General features: G+C 39.3%; 15 protein-coding genes and 1 tRNA gene. 4 read left to right on the top strand and 12 right to left on the bottom strand.

Features of this window, described 5'->3' with window-relative positions; all coding sequences use genetic code 11:
- Positions 1 to 14: 14 nt before the first annotated feature.
- The gene (locus MED217_RS04375; protein WP_040532577.1) at positions 15 to 1,913 is read left to right on the top strand and encodes a tetratricopeptide repeat protein; all 1,899 of its coding nucleotides are present in this window, start codon (positions 15 to 17) and stop codon (positions 1,911 to 1,913) included.
- On the opposite strand, the gene MED217_RS04380 is transcribed toward MED217_RS04375, so the two are convergent.
- From MED217_RS04380 to MED217_RS04430, 11 genes are all read right to left on the bottom strand, one after another.
- The gene (locus tag MED217_RS04380; RefSeq protein ID WP_009779272.1) at positions 1,910 to 4,336 is read right to left on the bottom strand and encodes a glycoside hydrolase family 2 TIM barrel-domain containing protein; all 2,427 of its coding nucleotides are present in this window, start codon (positions 4,334 to 4,336) and stop codon (positions 1,910 to 1,912) included. The two genes, MED217_RS04375 and MED217_RS04380, sit on opposite strands and share 4 nt — an antisense overlap.
- Positions 4,337 to 4,408: 72 nt before the next feature.
- The gene (locus MED217_RS04385) at positions 4,409 to 4,636 is read right to left on the bottom strand and encodes a hypothetical protein (RefSeq protein ID WP_009779273.1); all 228 of its coding nucleotides are present in this window, start codon (positions 4,634 to 4,636) and stop codon (positions 4,409 to 4,411) included.
- A gap of 153 nt (positions 4,637 to 4,789) precedes the next feature.
- Positions 4,790 to 4,863 (bottom strand) — tRNA-Arg (locus MED217_RS04390).
- 138 nt (positions 4,864 to 5,001) lie between these two features.
- Positions 5,002 to 5,871, bottom strand: a complete 870-nt coding sequence (locus MED217_RS04395) for a M57 family metalloprotease (RefSeq protein ID WP_040532579.1) — start codon at positions 5,869 to 5,871, stop codon at positions 5,002 to 5,004.
- 174 nt (positions 5,872 to 6,045) lie between these two features.
- Positions 6,046 to 6,321, bottom strand: a complete 276-nt coding sequence (locus MED217_RS04400; protein ID WP_009779276.1) for an ATP-dependent Clp protease adaptor ClpS — start codon at positions 6,319 to 6,321, stop codon at positions 6,046 to 6,048.
- Positions 6,322 to 6,346: 25 nt separating this feature from the next.
- Positions 6,347 to 7,183, bottom strand: a complete 837-nt coding sequence (gene prmA, locus MED217_RS04405) for a 50S ribosomal protein L11 methyltransferase (protein WP_009779277.1) — start codon at positions 7,181 to 7,183, stop codon at positions 6,347 to 6,349.
- 8 nt (positions 7,184 to 7,191) lie between these two features.
- Positions 7,192 to 7,941 (bottom strand): triose-phosphate isomerase, encoded by a 750-nt coding sequence (tpiA, locus tag MED217_RS04410; RefSeq protein ID WP_009779278.1) that lies wholly within the window; start codon positions 7,939 to 7,941, stop codon positions 7,192 to 7,194.
- On the bottom strand, positions 7,938 to 8,420 hold the full coding sequence (locus tag MED217_RS04415) for a TlpA family protein disulfide reductase (protein ID WP_009779279.1): 483 nt from the start codon (positions 8,418 to 8,420) through the stop codon (positions 7,938 to 7,940). The genes tpiA and MED217_RS04415 overlap by 4 nt, the downstream gene beginning before the upstream one ends.
- Before the next feature lie 55 nt (positions 8,421 to 8,475).
- On the bottom strand, positions 8,476 to 9,552 hold the full coding sequence (locus tag MED217_RS04420) for an ABC transporter permease (protein ID WP_040532582.1): 1,077 nt from the start codon (positions 9,550 to 9,552) through the stop codon (positions 8,476 to 8,478).
- Positions 9,549 to 11,261, bottom strand: coding sequence for a BT_3928 family protein (locus MED217_RS04425; protein WP_040532584.1), 1,713 nt, complete (start codon positions 11,259 to 11,261; stop codon positions 9,549 to 9,551). The genes MED217_RS04420 and MED217_RS04425 overlap by 4 nt, the downstream gene beginning before the upstream one ends.
- Before the next feature lie 2 nt (positions 11,262 to 11,263).
- A complete protein-coding gene (locus MED217_RS04430; protein ID WP_009779282.1) occupies positions 11,264 to 11,818 on the bottom strand; it encodes a DUF1599 domain-containing protein in 555 nt (184 codons plus the stop codon).
- A 137-nt stretch (positions 11,819 to 11,955) separates the two neighbouring features.
- On the opposite strand from MED217_RS04430, the gene folP reads away from it, so the two are divergent.
- Together folP and MED217_RS04440 are read left to right on the top strand one after the other, a co-directional pair.
- Entirely contained in the window at positions 11,956 to 12,792 is an 837-nt protein-coding gene (gene folP, locus MED217_RS04435) for a dihydropteroate synthase (protein WP_009779283.1), read from the top strand.
- A gap of 53 nt (positions 12,793 to 12,845) precedes the next feature.
- Positions 12,846 to 13,796 (top strand): calcium/sodium antiporter, encoded by a 951-nt coding sequence (locus tag MED217_RS04440; protein ID WP_009779284.1) that lies wholly within the window; start codon positions 12,846 to 12,848, stop codon positions 13,794 to 13,796.
- 68 nt (positions 13,797 to 13,864) lie between these two features.
- Here MED217_RS04440 and MED217_RS04445 read toward each other — a convergent pair whose 3' ends face one another.
- Positions 13,865 to 14,881, bottom strand: a complete 1,017-nt coding sequence (locus tag MED217_RS04445) for a glutamine synthetase beta-grasp domain-containing protein (RefSeq protein WP_009779285.1) — start codon at positions 14,879 to 14,881, stop codon at positions 13,865 to 13,867.
- Between the two features lie 201 nt (positions 14,882 to 15,082).
- On the opposite strand from MED217_RS04445, the gene MED217_RS04450 reads away from it, so the two are divergent.
- Positions 15,083 to 17,266 carry a glutamine synthetase III family protein gene (locus MED217_RS04450; RefSeq protein WP_009779286.1) on the top strand — a complete coding sequence of 728 codons (2,184 nt, stop codon included), beginning with the start codon at positions 15,083 to 15,085 and terminating at the stop codon, positions 17,264 to 17,266.
- The last annotated feature ends 361 nt before the right edge of the window (positions 17,267 to 17,627 follow it).

The raw sequence follows: 17,627 nt of genomic DNA on the forward strand, positions 1-17,627 counted from the left end.
CCCTAACTTATAGAATGCTTTTTTATAGAAAAATAACCTTCCTTATTGTTTGTTTATTGTTGCTGTCTACCTCTGTTTTACCCGCAGCGGTTGTGCAGGAAGATAACAATGAACAAATAGAACAACTCCTCGAGGAGTCTCAAGCCTTGGCTTATGATAATTTTTCGGCAGCATTATTAAAGCTTCAAGAAGCGTACGATTTATCAAAAAAAGTTGAAGATAACCTTTTAACTGCCGAAGTCTTATACACTTCAGGTTGGGTTTATTATGTAAAGGGGAAATATCAAGAATCATTAATTCATTTTAATGAAGGGCTCTCTTTATTTAAACAACAAGATGCCCAGAAAGGTGTTGCCAAATCCTTAATAGGAACGGGTTTAGTTATACAAGCTATTGACCGTCATAAAGAAGCTATTGCGCTATTTGAGCGCGTTCTAGGTATTTATACTACCATTAAAATGCCAGAGCGAAAGGCGCCAACGTATATAAACCTGGCCATTTCCTACATTGAATTAAAAAACTACATAAAAGCTCAGGAAGTTCTAAATCTCGCTTTTGATCTCGCCAATCAATATGATTTGGAGCAAATCAAACATCATTATCACAATAAAGCAGGAGAGGTCGCTTTTCAGACAGGTCAATATCAAGCAGCGGTAAAGCATCATTTGGCAGTCTTAGAACATCCTACAGAACCCAATGCTTGGGAAAAATCATATGCGCACGCCGGTCTTGCTCAAGCGTATTTAAAACTGAATGCTATTAGCAAGGCAGAATTTCACGGCATAGAAGCGCTAAAGTTTGCGGAAGGATCAGAATCCCTTTGGGAACTTGAACGGAACACGGCAATCTTAGCAGCAGTCTTTGCAGCAAAAGGAGCAACAGAAGAGGCCTATCAGCAATTAAAAGCAAGTCAGAAATACCATGATTCACTTTATGATCTGAAAACTTTGCAACTGGTTAACATTCTTCAATTAGAGGAGAAGGAGAATGAAAATAAACGCTTAACTTCTGAAGTTGCCCTTAAGGAAAGTGAATTGCAAGCCACCCGATGGCAACTTATAGGATTAGTGATTCTGGCATTGTTGCTCTTATTTATCTTGTTTTTACTGTGGAAGAATAACCGGCAAAAAGCATTTTTTGCTAAAGAATTGGCACAGAAAAATAAGACTATAGAACACAACCAAGAGCTCATTCTAAAGCGCAATATTGCTTTAAATAAGATCAATGCTAACAAGGATAAATTTTTTGCGATAATCTCACACGATCTTAGAGCTCCAATGCTTTCTATAAAGCAAATGCTGGATCTGGTAGAACAAGGGGTTCTCAGTATAGCAGACTCTAAAAATCTGGAGCAAGAGTTGAAAATGCAAGTAGAGAAAACACTGGTGATGATTGACAACTTGTTGAACTGGTCGCAATCACAACTTGACGGTGTTTTAGTCAAACCTATTGCCATTGATTTACCCAAAACTGTTGCTGAAATAATTGAAATTCATCAAGTATCTGCCGATTTTAAAAACATTGCGATCATTCACAAAGCAGTAGCAGAAATTCCATTAATACGGGTAGATTCAGGACATTTGTCTGTGATTCTTCATAATCTTATTTCAAACGCTATTAAATTCACTTACGAAGGGAAAAAGATTTTTATTGAATATCACATTACCACAAATAAGGTAAACCTTCATATTCGAGATCAGGGAATGGGGATAGCTCAAGATAAATTAGAGCCGCTTAAACAAACACAAGAACAAATTTTGTCGAGTATTGGTACCGCAATGGAAACCGGTACCGGCTTAGGGCTTATGCTTGTAAAACAGTTTTTAAAACTCAACGATGCTCAGCTCGATGTGCAAAGTATACCCGGTGAAGGATCAGAATTTATTTTGTCATTCAATATGGCCAATCGCTAATTTGAAGTTTTGATTTTAAGCGAAGCGTTTTGAAGCTTTTTGCCTGTAACTTTTAACTCCATTGTTCCTGCTTTATCTGTACTTTCAACAAGCACGACAAGCTTACCACTGAACAATTTCATTTGAGAAGCATAGAAAGAAGTTAAGGACGTTGGGTCGCCGTTGCATACTGCTTTAAAACTTCCTTTTCCCGAAACTTTGAATGCTAACTCGTTTGTTGCTGTAGGGCAGGGGATTCCATTTTTGTCTACTACTGAAACGGTCACAAAAGCAAGATCCTTTCCGTTTGCTTTTAAAGTGGTGCGATCGGCTTCTAGTTTTATTTTATGTGGCTTACCTGCAGTTTTAACGGTTTTTTCGGCAGTTTTATTTCCGTTTTTGTCAAGAGCCACAACCTTTAAGATTCCCGGTTCATAAAGAACATCATTCCACATCAGGCGATAGCGTGTTTGTGGTGTTGAATCATTTTTTACGCGAATTCCCTGGCTTTTTTCATTGACAAATAGTTCTGCACGGTCATAACTTGTATACACAAAAACCGGAGTTTTCTTACCCTCGCGACCTTCCCAGTTCCAATGCGGTAAAATATGCAACGTTTCATCTTGGGTATTCCAACGACTTCGGTAGAGATAATAACGATCCTTAGGAATTCCGGCGAGATCAATCATCCCAAAATAAGAGCTTCGCGAAGGCCAACTCGTATCGTAAGGCGTTGGTTCGCCAAGATAATCAAAACCCGTCCACACAAACTCGCCAATAACCCAGGGTTTGTCATCCTGCATTATAAAATCGGTTTCAGGAAGATTAGACCAACTGCAATATTCCAGATCGTAAGACGAACTTTGAAAATCGGGATATTCTTTCATTTTAGCTTTAACAGCAGGGAATTTATAGATACCTCGCGAACTCACAGTTGAAGCGGTTTCTGATCCTAAAATGAATCCCTGCGGAAATTTCTCATAGGCTTCTTCATAAAGATGCACGCGATAGTTGAGCCCGGGAATGTCAAGAATGGCTCCAAAACCTGATTCCATTGTCGCGTTTACCTGATCCATACCTACGGTTACCGGTCTGGTGGGGTCTTCACGATGAAAAATATTTTGTAACCAAAGCGCACGTTTTACGCCCGCGCTCCCATATTGATCAGGAACTTCGTTGCCGGCACTCCACATCACAATAGAAGGATGATTGCGCGTAGCTCTAACCAGATTTTCTACGTCAAGCTTAGCATACTCGTCAAAAAAGCGATTGTAGCCATTTTTGACTTTGGGCTTTTTCCATTCATCAAAACTTTCTGCTAAAAACATAAAGCCCATTTCATCAGCCAACTCGAGTTGCTCAAAAGAAGGCATATTGTGCGCACTACGAATGGCATCGCAACCCAGATCTTTTAGAATTTGCATTTGACGTCGAAGCGCCGATTTGTTTACCGCCGTTCCTAAAGGTCCCAAATCGTGATGCAAACAAACCCCTTTAAACTTTCGGGTTTTACCATTAAGCTGAAAGCCATTTGCTGCAGAATATGAAATGGAGCGAATACCAAATGTCGTCGAGACTTCATCTTTGAGTTCGTCATCAGCATATAATTTTGTTACTGCCGTATAGAGATAAGGATTTTCAGGACTCCAAAGTTGAGGTGACTGTATCTTTATGTTTTGTTCAAATTGCTTTTGAATCGCTTCGGAAGTTTTACTATTTGCAATTTCCTTACCAGATGCATCATTAATGGTTGTGACTAAACGAAGGTTTTTGCCTGAGAAGTTGGTTTTCACATTTACCTGCGCGACTTCCTGAGTAGCAACCGGCGTAGTGATCGTAGTTCCCCACTGATTGATGCTTTCAGGATTCTTGATAATTAAACTCACAGGTCTGTAAAGACCGGCTCCGGGATACCAACGTGAGGAAAATTCTTTATTTGAAAGTTTTACAGCTAAGGTATTTTTGCCCTCCAGTAATTTGTCGCTTATGTCAAAATAGAAATACGCATAGCCATAAGCCCATTCGCCAACTTTTTTTCCATTGAGATAAACCTCTGGTTCACTCATTGCACCCTCAAAAAGCAGCAGGATTTTTTTATCAAGATCCGCTGCTGGTATGTTGAAATTTTTACGATACCATCCTGTTCCAGTAAATGGAAGCGCTCCTGTGCGTCCTGTTTTTTCCGTAGGAACTTTTTCGCCATTTTGAGTGATGGCAACCGTTTGTTTATCGATCTCTTTATCAAAAGGCCCGTAGATCGCCCAATCGTGAGGCACGGTAACATCCTGCCATTTTGAGTCGTCAAAGGCAGTAGTTTCAGCATCAGAGGCTTCCCCCTTATAAAACTTCCAGCCGTCTTCTAAGTTTAAAACTTTGCGAGGCTCCTGAGCAAAAAGAGCAAGGGAGAGGAGAAAGAAAATGAAGAATGAACTTTTTTTGAGCATAATAGGACTATTTGCAAATAGTGCTCTAAAATAGAAATAATTAAATGTAATAAATACGTTTTATTTATTTTCTTACGGAAACATATCGCAGCGGCAGGCATACCATTGTTTAGTAAAATTTTCGAGCGAGTCGAGGTAGGTGTTGATCTTGGCTTCACCACATAGTTCTTTTCCGTCATCAAGAAGTATAGGCGCTTTAAGCGCTTCATCAATCTTAAATTCTGATGGGATCAATAGCGCAGCGACACGAGCTTCGAGTGTTTTAAACACTTCAGCATTTGGAAGGATCAAAAGCAGCATGAATGAAGTTTGAAATTTTCAAAGCATAAATTAAGAAAGCCAAAGTATTATTTCAAAGAATTTCTACTAAACGCGATGTAAATCTGAGAGGATATCTACTTATAAACAGTTCTAAATGAAAAAAGCCACTCGAGAAGAGTGGCTTTTGTTTTGTGACCTCGGCAGGATTCAAACCTGCAACCTTCTGAGCCGTAATCAGATGCGCTATTCAGTTGCGCCACGAGGCCTTTTGTATATCAAAATAAGTAACCAAGAGTTGCCTTATTTTGCGGGTGCAAATATAAACCTTTTTTATATATCTGCAAGCATTAAATGAAAAAAAGCCGTTTTGTGGAGAAACGGCTTTTAACTTGGCTAATCAGTATCTAGTACATATTGTTTAATGCGGTAATATCATTGGCATTAAATTCGCCATCTTCATTGGCACTAAAGCAAGCTAGCATAATTGAAGTCGAGTCGTAACCTGTTGGGGTTCCCGAAACGTGATTTGCGTCACCACCTTCATAAACGTTCTGTCCACAGCTTTGTCTACTAAACCAATCTGTGTGTCTAAATCCAACCGAATGACCTATCTCGTGCGTCATTACGTGTTCAACAACATTGGTGTCGTAATTAGCGAGCCCATAGATCTGAACAAATTTATAAGGAAGTCCATTACTCGGGAAACCGGCACTACCACCTGCGCCACTTGGGTTATTTACCGTGTTGTTGTAAACTACCATGTCTTTGTTTTGATAGTCGGTACCAAATGTCAAATTGAAGCTGATGCTTACACCGCTTAACCGATTGTAATTTGCAACAGCCCATTGTAAGGCGGTACGCTCTTTTTGGCTTAGCGCCTGACTACCGCCGGTATAACCGATGATAGAAATCGTTCTTCCCTGACTTACCAAAGCAGAAGTGCGATATTGTTTAGAATCACCTTTTCCTGATTTTGATTCTTCAACGTTAGCGGACATTGAGGATAATTGTTCAGGAGTTACGACAACATCTTCTTCTAAAAATAGACGAGGTTCAGAAGAACCATCAGGAAAATAAAAATCATCCCAACGCACATAATTAGCGTTCATGCCTAAATCTTCAACTTGCTGGATAATTTCTGAAGAAACCTCAAGGTTGGAAGTAGGTTGTGCTTCTGGCAACGTAGTTTGCTCAGCATCTTCTGAACAAGAGGTCATCGCCAATGAGAGTCCCAGGCTTAAAAAGCCTACTTTTTTAAATGTTTCTGATAACATATAATAATAGTTAGTATTAATAATACTTGTAAATTATTATAAAAAATCAATAAAACAAATTTTAAACGACAAAATATGATTTTAATCGATAATTATTTTCTTAAATAATTTAATTGGGTAAGAAAAAAGCCTCTAAAATAGAGACTTTGATTGAATTTTATATTAGCAGAATTTTTAAATTATTTCGGCACTTAGACCGGCATCTAGTAATGCTGAACAACGTGGTTCCAGATATTCATAGCTTCCGGTTTTTACTGTGCATTTGCCTTTGTAATGTACTATAAGTGAACATTGCTCTGCTTGAATTGGCGTGTGGTCGCAAACTTCAATCAACGTATCGATCACGTGATCAAAGGTATTTACATCATCATTATATACTACGATCTCATTGTTGCGATCTTCAGCTTCGAGGACATCAACTTCTTCCTGTAACTTTTCTCTTGTGCTCATAGGTAAAAAACTTAGGTTCAGGGAATTAATTTTTTACAAATTTACACGCTACCCAATTATTTTTTTCAAAATTCATGATAAAATTTAGCCCGTGTTGGTTACAAATACTCGTAATTGCCGGGATATCTTGAGTATAAAAACCACTAAGAAGTAAAATTCCATCGTGATTTAGACAGTTAGCGTATGTTGGGATGTCGTTGATTAGGATATTGCGATTAATATTTGCAATGATTAAATCGTAATGTGTGTCACCTAAAATTGAAGCGTCGCCTTCGTAGGCTTTAATAAACCCTACATCATTTCGATCTTTATTCTCCACGGTATTTTCATAACACCAGGGATCGATATCAATAGCGTCTACAGGTTTTGCGCCCTTAAGCGCGGCAAATATTGCTAGAATACCGGTGCCACAACCCATATCGAGCGTGCTTTTCTCTTGAACATCTATTTTAATAAGATGCTTAATCATTAAATGAGTCGTCTCGTGATGCCCGGTGCCAAAAGACATTTTGGGCTCGATCACGATATCAAATTCCATATCAGGTTTGGGATGGAATGGCGCGCGTACCGAGCATATGCCGTCTACTTCAATGGGTTCAAAATTTTTCTCCCATTCCTCATTCCAGTTGACCGGCTCTATAGTATTAACCGAATACGAAATTTTAAATTCGGGATTGTTGAGAATATTGACGTCGTCGAGTATATTCTCCTTATTTAAAGAAGCGAGGATGTAAGCCTTTACACCCTCGTCTGTCTCGTCAAAACTTTCAAAGTCAAGTTGGCTCAACTCTGCAATGAGAATTTCGGCACCGGGATTTACCGGCGCTACCTTAAACTCATATTCAGCATATATTTCTGCCATAGATAAATTTAAAATGCATTTACAATAGCCATAAAGTCTTCTGCTTTTAAAGAAGCACCACCTATAAGGCCACCGTCAACATCTGCTTTAGAGAAAATCTCTTTTGCATTTGCAGGCTTTACACTACCTCCGTAAAGAATGGTCACATTATCTGCAACCTCTTGAGAATACTCGTCTGCAATGGTTTTTCTAATAAAAGCGTGCATCTCTTGCGCTTGCTCAGGACTAGCTGTCTCTCCAGTCCCAATAGCCCAAACCGGCTCGTAAGCCAATACAATATGCTTCCAAGCATCGGCGTCCAGATGAAAAAGCGCTTGACTAATTTGCTTATTTACTACTTCAAAATGCTCTCCAAAGTTTCGGTCTTTTAATTCTTCACCAAAACAGTAGATCACTTTCATTTCATTTTCTAAAGCAGCGTTTACTTTTTCGGCAAGTAAATCTTCTTTCTCACCAAAGTAAGCACGACGCTCACTGTGCCCAAGAATTACCGTTTTAATTCCTACGCCTTTAAGCATTGATGCGCTGATCTCACCGGTAAATGCGCCCGAAGAAGATTGGTGCATGTTTTGTGCCGCCACTTCAATATCAGAATCTTTAAGAGTCTCAAAAGCTGTATAAAGATTGGTGAACGGAGGAGCGATGATCACCTCTGCATCAGAAGTTTTTGCTATTTTTTTAAGACCGCCGATGAGTTCTTGCGTGTCTGCAAGATCGGTATTCATTTTCCAGTTACCGGCTACGATATTTTTTCTCATTGTATTTGATTTAGTAGTTGATTGTCTTTTGTGGTTATTGCTCTGTAAACTTTTATACTTCCGGATGCATCGAGCAAGATGTAACGCGGAATCCAGTCAAGATCGATACTGCTGCAAAGCGGACCTTTCCAGCCAGATTTGATGTAGTAATGATCTCCTTCAAGTTTATATTTTTCGATTCCTGCTTTCCAGCGCGCTTCTTCCTTATCTAGCGAAAGAAATACATAATCAATTTCAGGATTATCTTGTTGAAGTTTTTTAAGATCAGGAAATCCTGCGATGCAATCTTTACACCACGAAGCCCAGATGTCTATAAGAACAGGTTTTCCTTTATGTTGCTCAAGTATTTCTTGAAAGGTAATTTCAGTTCCATCTAAATTCAGTAGATGATCTTGTAAAGCTTCAGCTGAAAATGATTTTTTTTGTGAAAAGGCAACCGAAATAAACAGGATTGCTAAAATTGTAAGCGTATTTTTCATAAAATGAAATAAAACATAAAATTAGGATTAGTCGGCGTATTCTACAACATTTGGACTATCTAATACGCACTTTGGGGTCAAGAATTCCGTAAATAATGTCTACGAGAATATTGATGAGAATAAAAGTGGTGGCGATTACTAAAACCGCTCCCATAATAATTGGTAGGTCTAAGGTGTTGAGTGCATCTACGACTTCTTTGCCAAGACCATTCCACCCAAAAATATATTCTACAAAAACGGCGCCGGCGAGCATAGAAGCAAACCATCCCGAAACAGCCGTTACTACAGGGTTTAGTGCATTTTTAAGCGCGTGACGCCATACGATTTGCGTCTGGCTTAAACCTTTGGCTTGTGCGGTGCGTATGTATTCTTGATTGTAAACTTCGAGTAAGGAATTTCGCATCAATTGAATAACCACGGCTAGCGGTCGTATTCCCAAAACGATCGCCGGTAAAATGATGTTTTTAAGTTGAATATGAATGCCTTCGCCAAAATCGTCCATCTCATAAAGGCTTCCGGTCATATTCAAGTTGGTATATTTATTCAATACAAAACCGAATAACCAGGCAAACAGAATCGCACTAAAAAAACTGGGGACACTCATCCCAAAAGTACTGATCACTTGAATGGTTTTGTCGAGCCAGGTATCTCGCATATTTGCGGAAATGATACCAAGCAGAATGCCTAAACTGATCGCGATAAAAATAGCGCTCACTGCAAGTACAATGGTATTGGGCAAGGTTTCTGAAATGACCTCTACAACCGTTTTGCCGGTTTTCTGAAACGATTCTCTGAGGTATGGTTTTTTTAAAACCAAAGAACGTGTACCAAAATCTATAAGCTTTGTATATGCGTATTTTTCTGAAGTCAAACTCGTATACCCATCTCCGGTATTTTGATGAATAGAAATCGGCGAGAGATCGTTAAGGTAGTATCCGTATTGCGTGAGTACCGGTTGGTCAAAACCATATTTGTGCTTGATGATCGCGAGTTGCTCAGGGTCTTCATTTTGATCGAGCATCATGCGTGCAGGGTCACCCGGTAAAACCGTGAACAATAAAAACACAACGGTGATCACCCCGAAGAGGGTGAGTACTGCGTATCCTAATTTATTGAGTATATAAAAAATCAGAGTCTCTTAATTTCAGAAAGTTTAAGTGCTTTAAACGTGGCATCTTTACCCATCAAGTCGGCTACATATTCTTCGATACTGCGTTCAAAACCTGCAGCTTTTCTACGTTCATTAACCATAGCAACATCTTTGATGGGCCAGATAAAAAAGCCATTGGCGGCTGTGATCTGCGCCTGACTTCCGTAGAGTTGCTCTTTGTCTTGCATCATCAAATATTTGTCTTCAAGAACAGCCACACGGGTTTTGGGAATTTCACCGGCTGCGGCCGCTTTTTTAAACAAATCAATGTATTGCTCAATTTGAATAGGATTGTGCTCAATAACCTCGAGCGCAATAAGGTTTGAAGGCTCGCCTACGACTGATTTGCCGGGATAGCCTTGCGTATCAAGAATTCGTTTTACGATTTTTAAATTACTGGTGTCAAGCATACGCTGTTTCTTCCACAGGTCACCGGAGTAATCTTCAGGTTTTAGGCCTAGTTCTTCAGCAAGTGCTTTGCGTTTTTGCTCATCGGTTTCTTGTAAAATAGGGCGATAGAGTTGATCGTAACGCGCGATACTGTCAAGACGATGTTTCAGTTTAAGATCAAGTGAGGTATTTGCCGAAGGAAGCATTTCGAGTTCAATCTCATCGGCGTCATTCCAGTGTCTTTTTTGAATAATGGTTCCGTTATGCAGTTTTACAATCCCCGGATTGCTGCGTACTATCGTTTTTAAGGTAGTAGCATCAGTGAAGTAAAAATCAAAATTGATGTTTTGCTTTTCTTTTAGATCATTCACTGAAGCATCTCCGGAAGCCGTTAGTCCAATAACCGAATATCCTTTTTTCAGCGCGTCATTCGTTAGCTCTTTGATCACCGGCCAACCATTCCATTCGGTTTTGTTGAGGTCGTAAGCGATGATCACGATGAGGTCGGGCGTGTTTAAGAATTTTTCAGTGAAATTCTCCCCGTCTTTTTCAATTGTGAAATCGTGAATGGGAGGGACGTAGCCTTCTTCTACCACTTCGGTTTCTACGCCTATAAATTCGCCTTCGCTAGAGGGATATTCCCCCTGCGTTGTAATTATTTTTTCTTCTCCGTTAATATTGAATCTCCAGTTGTAATCAAACACGGCTTCTGGCGCACCTTCTGGGATCGTCATTCCTTCGCTGATGTTTACCCCTTCTTTATACGCTCTAAAATCAATTGCCGGTAAGTGCATTAAAACGTAATATCCAAAGCTTAAGCAGGCGATAAACGTCGCAAAGATGATAATAGATCTGCTGAAGTTTGAAAAGAACGGTTTGATGTGTTTGATATTGATGAATAGAAAAACGATCATAATCAGTAAAACCACATCTTTGGTGAAGGATTGCCACGGCGTAAGCGGCAGCGCATCTCCAAAACAACCACAATCTGTCACTTTATTGAAATAGGCCGAATAAAATGTGAGGAAGGTAAAGAAAATGATCATTAATAACAGCAGCCACATTGTGAGGCGCTTGTAGTACCCGATAATCAGCGCTACACCCAGAACGAGTTCGACGATAACGAGAATGATCGCGAGTCCCAATGCAAACGGACTCAAAAATTCAATATTCAGGACATCTGGAGCAAAATACTCTTGAAGTTTAAATGAAAATCCAACAGGGTCATTGAGTTTTACAAAGCCTGAGATGATAAACAGAATGCCTACAAAAACGCGTACAAAGCCGATGAGTTTTTTCAAGATCAAGAGTTTTTTGAGTTGATTTCTTCTAATAATATCAAGGCAAAAACAGCATAATTGATCATATCTTGATAATTAGCGTCAATGCCTTCAGAAACTAAGGTTTTTCCTTTGTTGTCTTCAATTTGTTTTACGCGCAACAGCTTTTGTAAAATAAGATCGGTAAGCGAACTGATGCGCATATCGCGCCACGCTTCACCATAATCGTGATTTTTATTCATCATCAGATCTTTGGTGATCTTGATGTGTTTATCATAGGCCTCTAATGATTCTTCAAGATTGAGATCCGGTTGTTCTACAACACCTTTTTCAAGCTGAACCAATGCCATTATCGAGTAATTGATGATGCCAATAAACTCTGAAGCTTCTCCTTCATCAACTTTATGTACCGCATTTTCCTGTAATCCGCGTATGCGTTGCGCTTTGATAAAAATTTGATCGGTGAGCGATGGCAGTCTTAGAATACGCCAAGCGCTCCCGTAATCACTCATTTTTTTTGAAAATAAATCACGGCAGGTTTTTATTACCGCGTCGTATTGTGCTGAAGTTTTCTCCATTAACTCGTAAATAATGCAATTTATTTCTGAAAAGAAAAAAGATCTAATCCCAAACCTATGCTTTGATGCTTCGAGGTCGTCTAATTTCTGTAAATTTCGCCTAAAATAAGCAATCTAGAAAAACATAGGCTTAATTCATGGTAAGCATTAACTGTAAAGGGACCCTTATAGATTTTGATTCCCCAAAAGTGATGGGGATTTTAAACGTAACTCCAGATTCTTTTTATGATGGGGGATCCTATAAAAACGAAAAAGATATTCTTGCGCAAGCAGAAAAAATGCTGAATGATGGAGCTACGTTTATAGATGTTGGCGCGTATAGTTCTAGACCTGATGCCGAGGATATACGTGTGGAAGAAGAGTGCAACCGACTCATTCCCGTTGTAGAACTGTTGCTGAAGAATTTCCCAGAAGTATTATTATCAATAGACACCTTCAGATCTAAAGTTGCTCAGGAAGCAGTAACCGCCGGAGCAGCTTTGATAAATGATATTAGTGCCGGTTTGCTTGATCCCGAAATGCTACCCACTGTTGCAAAACTGCAAGTCCCGTACATTTTGATGCATATGCGCGGAACGCCACAAACAATGAAAGGTCTTACTGATTATGATGATTTGGTAAAAGAGGTGCTTTTTTATTTAAGTGAACGTGTGGCGGCTGCACGTGCTTTGGGATTGAATGATATTATCGTAGATCCCGGCTTGGGATTTGCTAAAACCATTACGCAAAATTATGAGTTACTCAATGCTACCGAAAAATTACAGATTCTTGATTTGCCTATTTTAATTGGGCTTTCACGTAAATCAATGATCACAAAAACCTTGGGCATTGATGCAGCGTCAGCCTTAAACGGTACCACGGCATTAAATATGGTTGCTTTACAGAAAGGAGCTTCAATATTGCGTGTGCATGATGTAAAAGAAGCTGTAGAAACAGTTAGCTTGTATCAAGCCTTAAAAGCCGAGTCCTTGTAACAACAGCCTTTTTCTAATAGGTTGTTTATATTCGCAGCCACAAAAAAGAATCGATGAGTATTGTATTTGTTTTGTTAGGCTTGATGCTGCTGGTTGTAGGTGGGGAGTTTTTGGTTAGAGCTTCGGTGGGACTTTCTTTCAAATTGAATCTTTCTAAAATGGTCATTGGTCTTACGGTGGTTTCCTTTGCAACTTCAGCACCAGAACTTTTAGTAAGTCTACAAGCAGCTTTAGATGGTTCGCCAGATATCGCCTTAGGAAATGTGATTGGCAGTAATATTGCCAATATTGCTTTGGTTTTAGGGCTCACCGCAATTATTTCAACTTTAGGAATTGACAGTGATTTTTTCAAATTCAACTGGCCGGTGATGGTTTTGTTTTCACTTGGTCTTTATTTGGCTTTGGTCAATGATGCAATGATCTCCAAGTTAGAAGGCTTTATTTTATTCTTTTCGCTCGTGGCCTATCTTGTTTTGCTTATTCGCAGAGCTAAACATTCCCGCGTTACTCAAGAAGTGCAGAATGGCGAGGTAGATGCAAATTTAGCTACAACCTCATATTTCAAGATCGTGATCTGGCTGCTCATAGGGGCTTTTGCGCTTTATTTTGGTTCAGAGTGGTTAGTTGTTGGCGCTAAAGACTTGGCAAAATCTGTTGGAGTAAGCGATTATGCGATTTCGGTAACTGTAATTGCAATCGGGACGAGTGTTCCGGAGCTGGCAGCGTCGGTTATTGCAGCCTTAAAGAAAGAGAAAGCTATTTCTCTGGGAAATCTTATAGGGTCTAACATTTTCAATATTGCTTCGGTTTTAGGGTTGACTTCGATGATCACGCCGATCCAAGTGCTTGATGATAGTATCCTAAACAATATGTTCTGGTTACTAGGCTTTGCAATTGTATTACTTCCGCTAGGATATCTTCCATTAAAATTAGAATTGAATCGCTGGAAGGGCTTTATTCTTTTTGCAGCCTATTGTGTGTTTATAGGTCTGGCATTTAGTTAAAAATTGAAAAATAATATTCAATAAAAAAGCCCGCTATTGCGGGCTTTACTAATTTACATTAGAAAAAATTAGATTTTTTCTTCAGCTCCTTTTACCGTCTTAACGATACGACCAGCTACTTTGTATGGGTCTGCGTTAGATGCAGGACGACGATCTTCTAACCATCCTTTGTATCCTTTTTCAACAGTGATAATTGGGATACGGATTGAAGCTCCACGGTCAGAAATTCCGTAAGAGAAGTCGTGAATAGAAGCAGTCTCGTGCTGACCAGTTAAGCGCTGATCGTTAAACTCACCGTATACTGCAATATGCTCAGCAGTTACAGGGCGGAAAGCTTCACAAATCGTGTCGTAAACTTCTTTAGAACCAGCAGTTCTTAAAGTTGTATTTGAGAAGTTGGCGTGCATACCAGAACCGTTCCAGTCACCTTTGATTGGTTTTGGGTGATATTCGATGTAGTAACCATACTCTTCAGTAAGTCTTTGTAATAAATAACGAGCTACCCAGATTTCATCACCTGCTTTTTTAGCTCCTTTTGCAAAAAGTTGGAATTCCCACTGACCACTAGCAACCTCTTGGTTAATACCTTCAAAGTTAAGACCAGCATCGATACAAAGATCTGCGTGCTCTTCAACAAAAGCTCTACCGTGTGTGTTTTTACCACCTACAGAGCAATAGTACATACCTTGAGGACCAGGATAACCACCTACAGGGAAACCTAATGGTAGCTGAGTCGCTTTGTCCATAATGAAATATTCTTGCTCAAAACCGAACCAGAAATCATCATCTTCATCATCGATTGTTGCTCTTGCGTTAGACTCGTGTGGAGTACCGTCTGCATTAAGAACCTCAGTCATTACCAAGTATCCATCTCTACGAGCTGGATCTGGATATATTGCAACGGGCTTCAATAAGCAATCAGAAGAGCCTCCTTCGGCTTGTTTAGTTGAAGAACCATCAAACGACCAAACAGGACAGTCTTCTAACTTCCCGCTAAAATCTTCTTCTACTTTGGTTTTACTTCTTAGATTGGCAGTTGGTGTATAACCGTCCAACCAGAGATACTCTAATTTTGATTTGCCCATAATAAATTGATTTAAATTTTTTTTGAATTAAACTAATAACAAATATAACATTTCTTTAATATCTGCATCTTGAAAAATATGGGGGTGAGCCTACTTATTAACGGAATAAATTTAATAAGCCCCCTAAAAAGTAGGGGTGTATTGTGAAATCATATATTTTTGCACGGTTCAATTCTGAATTTCATAAAAATTAGCCGAAAAATGGAGACTTTGCGATTTTTTGCCCTTAAGGAAAGCCTAAATAGAAAGCCAAAGCTTGTGTTAGAAACTCAAAAGCGTTCTGAGTTATACGGAAAGCACGTTTTTGGAAAAGATGCGATGCGCCAGGTACTGTCGCAAGACGCCTTTGAAGCTGTGGAAGATGCCATAAATACAGGAGCTAAAATAGACCGACTGATGGCTGATAGTATCGCTGCAGGTATGAAACAATGGGCGCTTGAATTGGGAGCAACACATTATACGCATTGGTTTCAACCCTTAACAGGAGCAACAGCTGAAAAGCATGATGCTTTTTTTGAACGAACTTCAGATGGGCGCGCTATAGAAAAGTTTGAGGGAGCAAAGTTGGTTCAGCAGGAACCCGATGCATCTTCTTTTCCCCACGGCGGAATAAGAAATACTTTTGAAGCTCGAGGATATACCGCCTGGGATCCTACATCTCCGGCTTTTATTTTAGATACGACACTCTGTATTCCTACAGTTTTTGTTTCCTATACCGGGGAAGCGCTTGATAATAAAACTCCGTTATTAAGGGCGTTAAATGCAATTGATCAAAACGCCACTGAAGTAGCAAAATATTTTAATAAGAGTGTGACCAAAGTAACGGCTACTTTAGGTTGGGAACAGGAGTATTTCTTGATCGATTCTGCACTTGCAGCGTCTCGGCCTGATATTATGCAAACCGGTAGAGCTATGTTGGGGCACGCGCCGGCGAAGGGCCAACAATTAGATGATCATTATTTTGGTTCAATTCCTGAGCGTGCACTTAATTTTATGAAAGAATTGGAGCAGGAATGTATGTTGTTGGGAATTCCGGTGAAAACAAGGCACAATGAAGTGGCTCCTAATCAGTTTGAATTGGCACCTGTTTTTGAAGAAGCAAATCTTGCTGTTGATCACAATTCACTCATTATGGATTTGATGGATCGCGTTGCTGGTCGTCACAATCTGAAGGTGTTATTTCACGAGAAACCATTTGCCGGAATAAACGGTAGCGGGAAACACAATAATTGGTCGCTTGCAACCGATACCGGTGTAAACTTGTTGAGTCCGGGAACCACACCGATGAAGAATTTGCAGTTTCTTACCTTCTTCATCAATACAATTAAAGCGGTTCAGGAAAACGAAGAATTGCTTAGAGCTTCCGTCGCTTCAGCCTCCAACGATCACAGATTGGGAGCTAACGAAGCGCCACCCGCAATTATGTCGGTTTTTATAGGAAAACAGCTTACCGCTGTTCTTGATGAACTCGAGAAAGTAACCGATGGTAAATTATCTCCACAAGAGAAAACAGATCTAAAGCTCAATGTAGTTGGTAAAATCCCTGAAATATTACTGGATAATACCGATAGAAACAGAACATCACCTTTTGCATTTACCGGAAATAAGTTTGAGTTTAGGGCAGTAGGTAGTACTACAAACTGTGCGCGGCCCATGGTTGTTTTAAATACTATAGTAGCCAAACAGCTTAAAGATTTTAAGACTGAAGTAGATAAGCTTATTGACAAAGAAAGCATGAAAAAGGATGATGCCATATTTAATGTGCTGCGTGAGTATATCAAGTCTTCTAAGAAAATCAGATTTGAAGGAGATGGTTACAGTGCAGATTGGGAAAAGGAAGCAAAAAAGCGAAAGCTGAGTAACAATAGAACTACTCCCGAGGCACTAAATGTTCAAATAGGTAAACGAGTGATAAAACTGTTTGAAGAAATGGAGGTGATGAATGCCATCGAGCTCAAAGCACGCTACGATATCGAACTTGAAGAGTATATCAAACGCATTCAAATTGAAAGCCGTGTTTTAGGCGCAATCGCCGGAAATCATATAATTCCTACAGCGATTAGATACCAGAATCTTTTAATAAAGAATGTTAAAGGACTAAAGTCGATTTATGACTCAAACTATAAGGATTTTGCTGAAGAGCAAATAGAGCTTGTAGAAAAGATTTCGGGGTATATAAGTACTATTAATCGCGAAATCAATTATATGATTGAAGCAAGAAAGGAAGCCAACGCGCTTGAAACCAAAGATCGAGCAGATTTATACAGAACAAAAGTGCTTCCATTTTTTGATTCCATTCGGTATGCTTCAGACAAGTTGGAATTGGTGGTAGAGGATAAACTTTGGCCACTCGCTAAGAATCGGGAATTACTTAATTTGAATTAAAACGATAGATTTTTTAATTAAGAATCTTATTAAAATGTTAATTTAAATTCATTTAAAGTTTAACCTCTTACAATTCTTGTAGGAAAAGTATTTCAATTCAATTCTTCATTAGAGAAAGGGTATTTTTCCCTTTTAGCCGCTTAGGGCGCATAGGATATGGCTTTGGATACTATAACGTTTTCGCTTCAAGCTTAATTTCATCGAAAAGTTATATTCTTCTTAAAATCTGAGGTTTAGTTTTTTAGAAATTAGCATCGCATTGAGACAGGATTTATAAAGCAGTCTCAACTCCCCTTATAAAATTTCTTTCGGATTGAGTCCCCTCACTCTTAGAAGCCGAGAGACTGAAATAGCATTTTAT

The organism is Leeuwenhoekiella blandensis MED217 (assembly GCF_000152985.1).
Lineage (GTDB): Bacteria > Bacteroidota > Bacteroidia > Flavobacteriales > Flavobacteriaceae > Leeuwenhoekiella > Leeuwenhoekiella blandensis.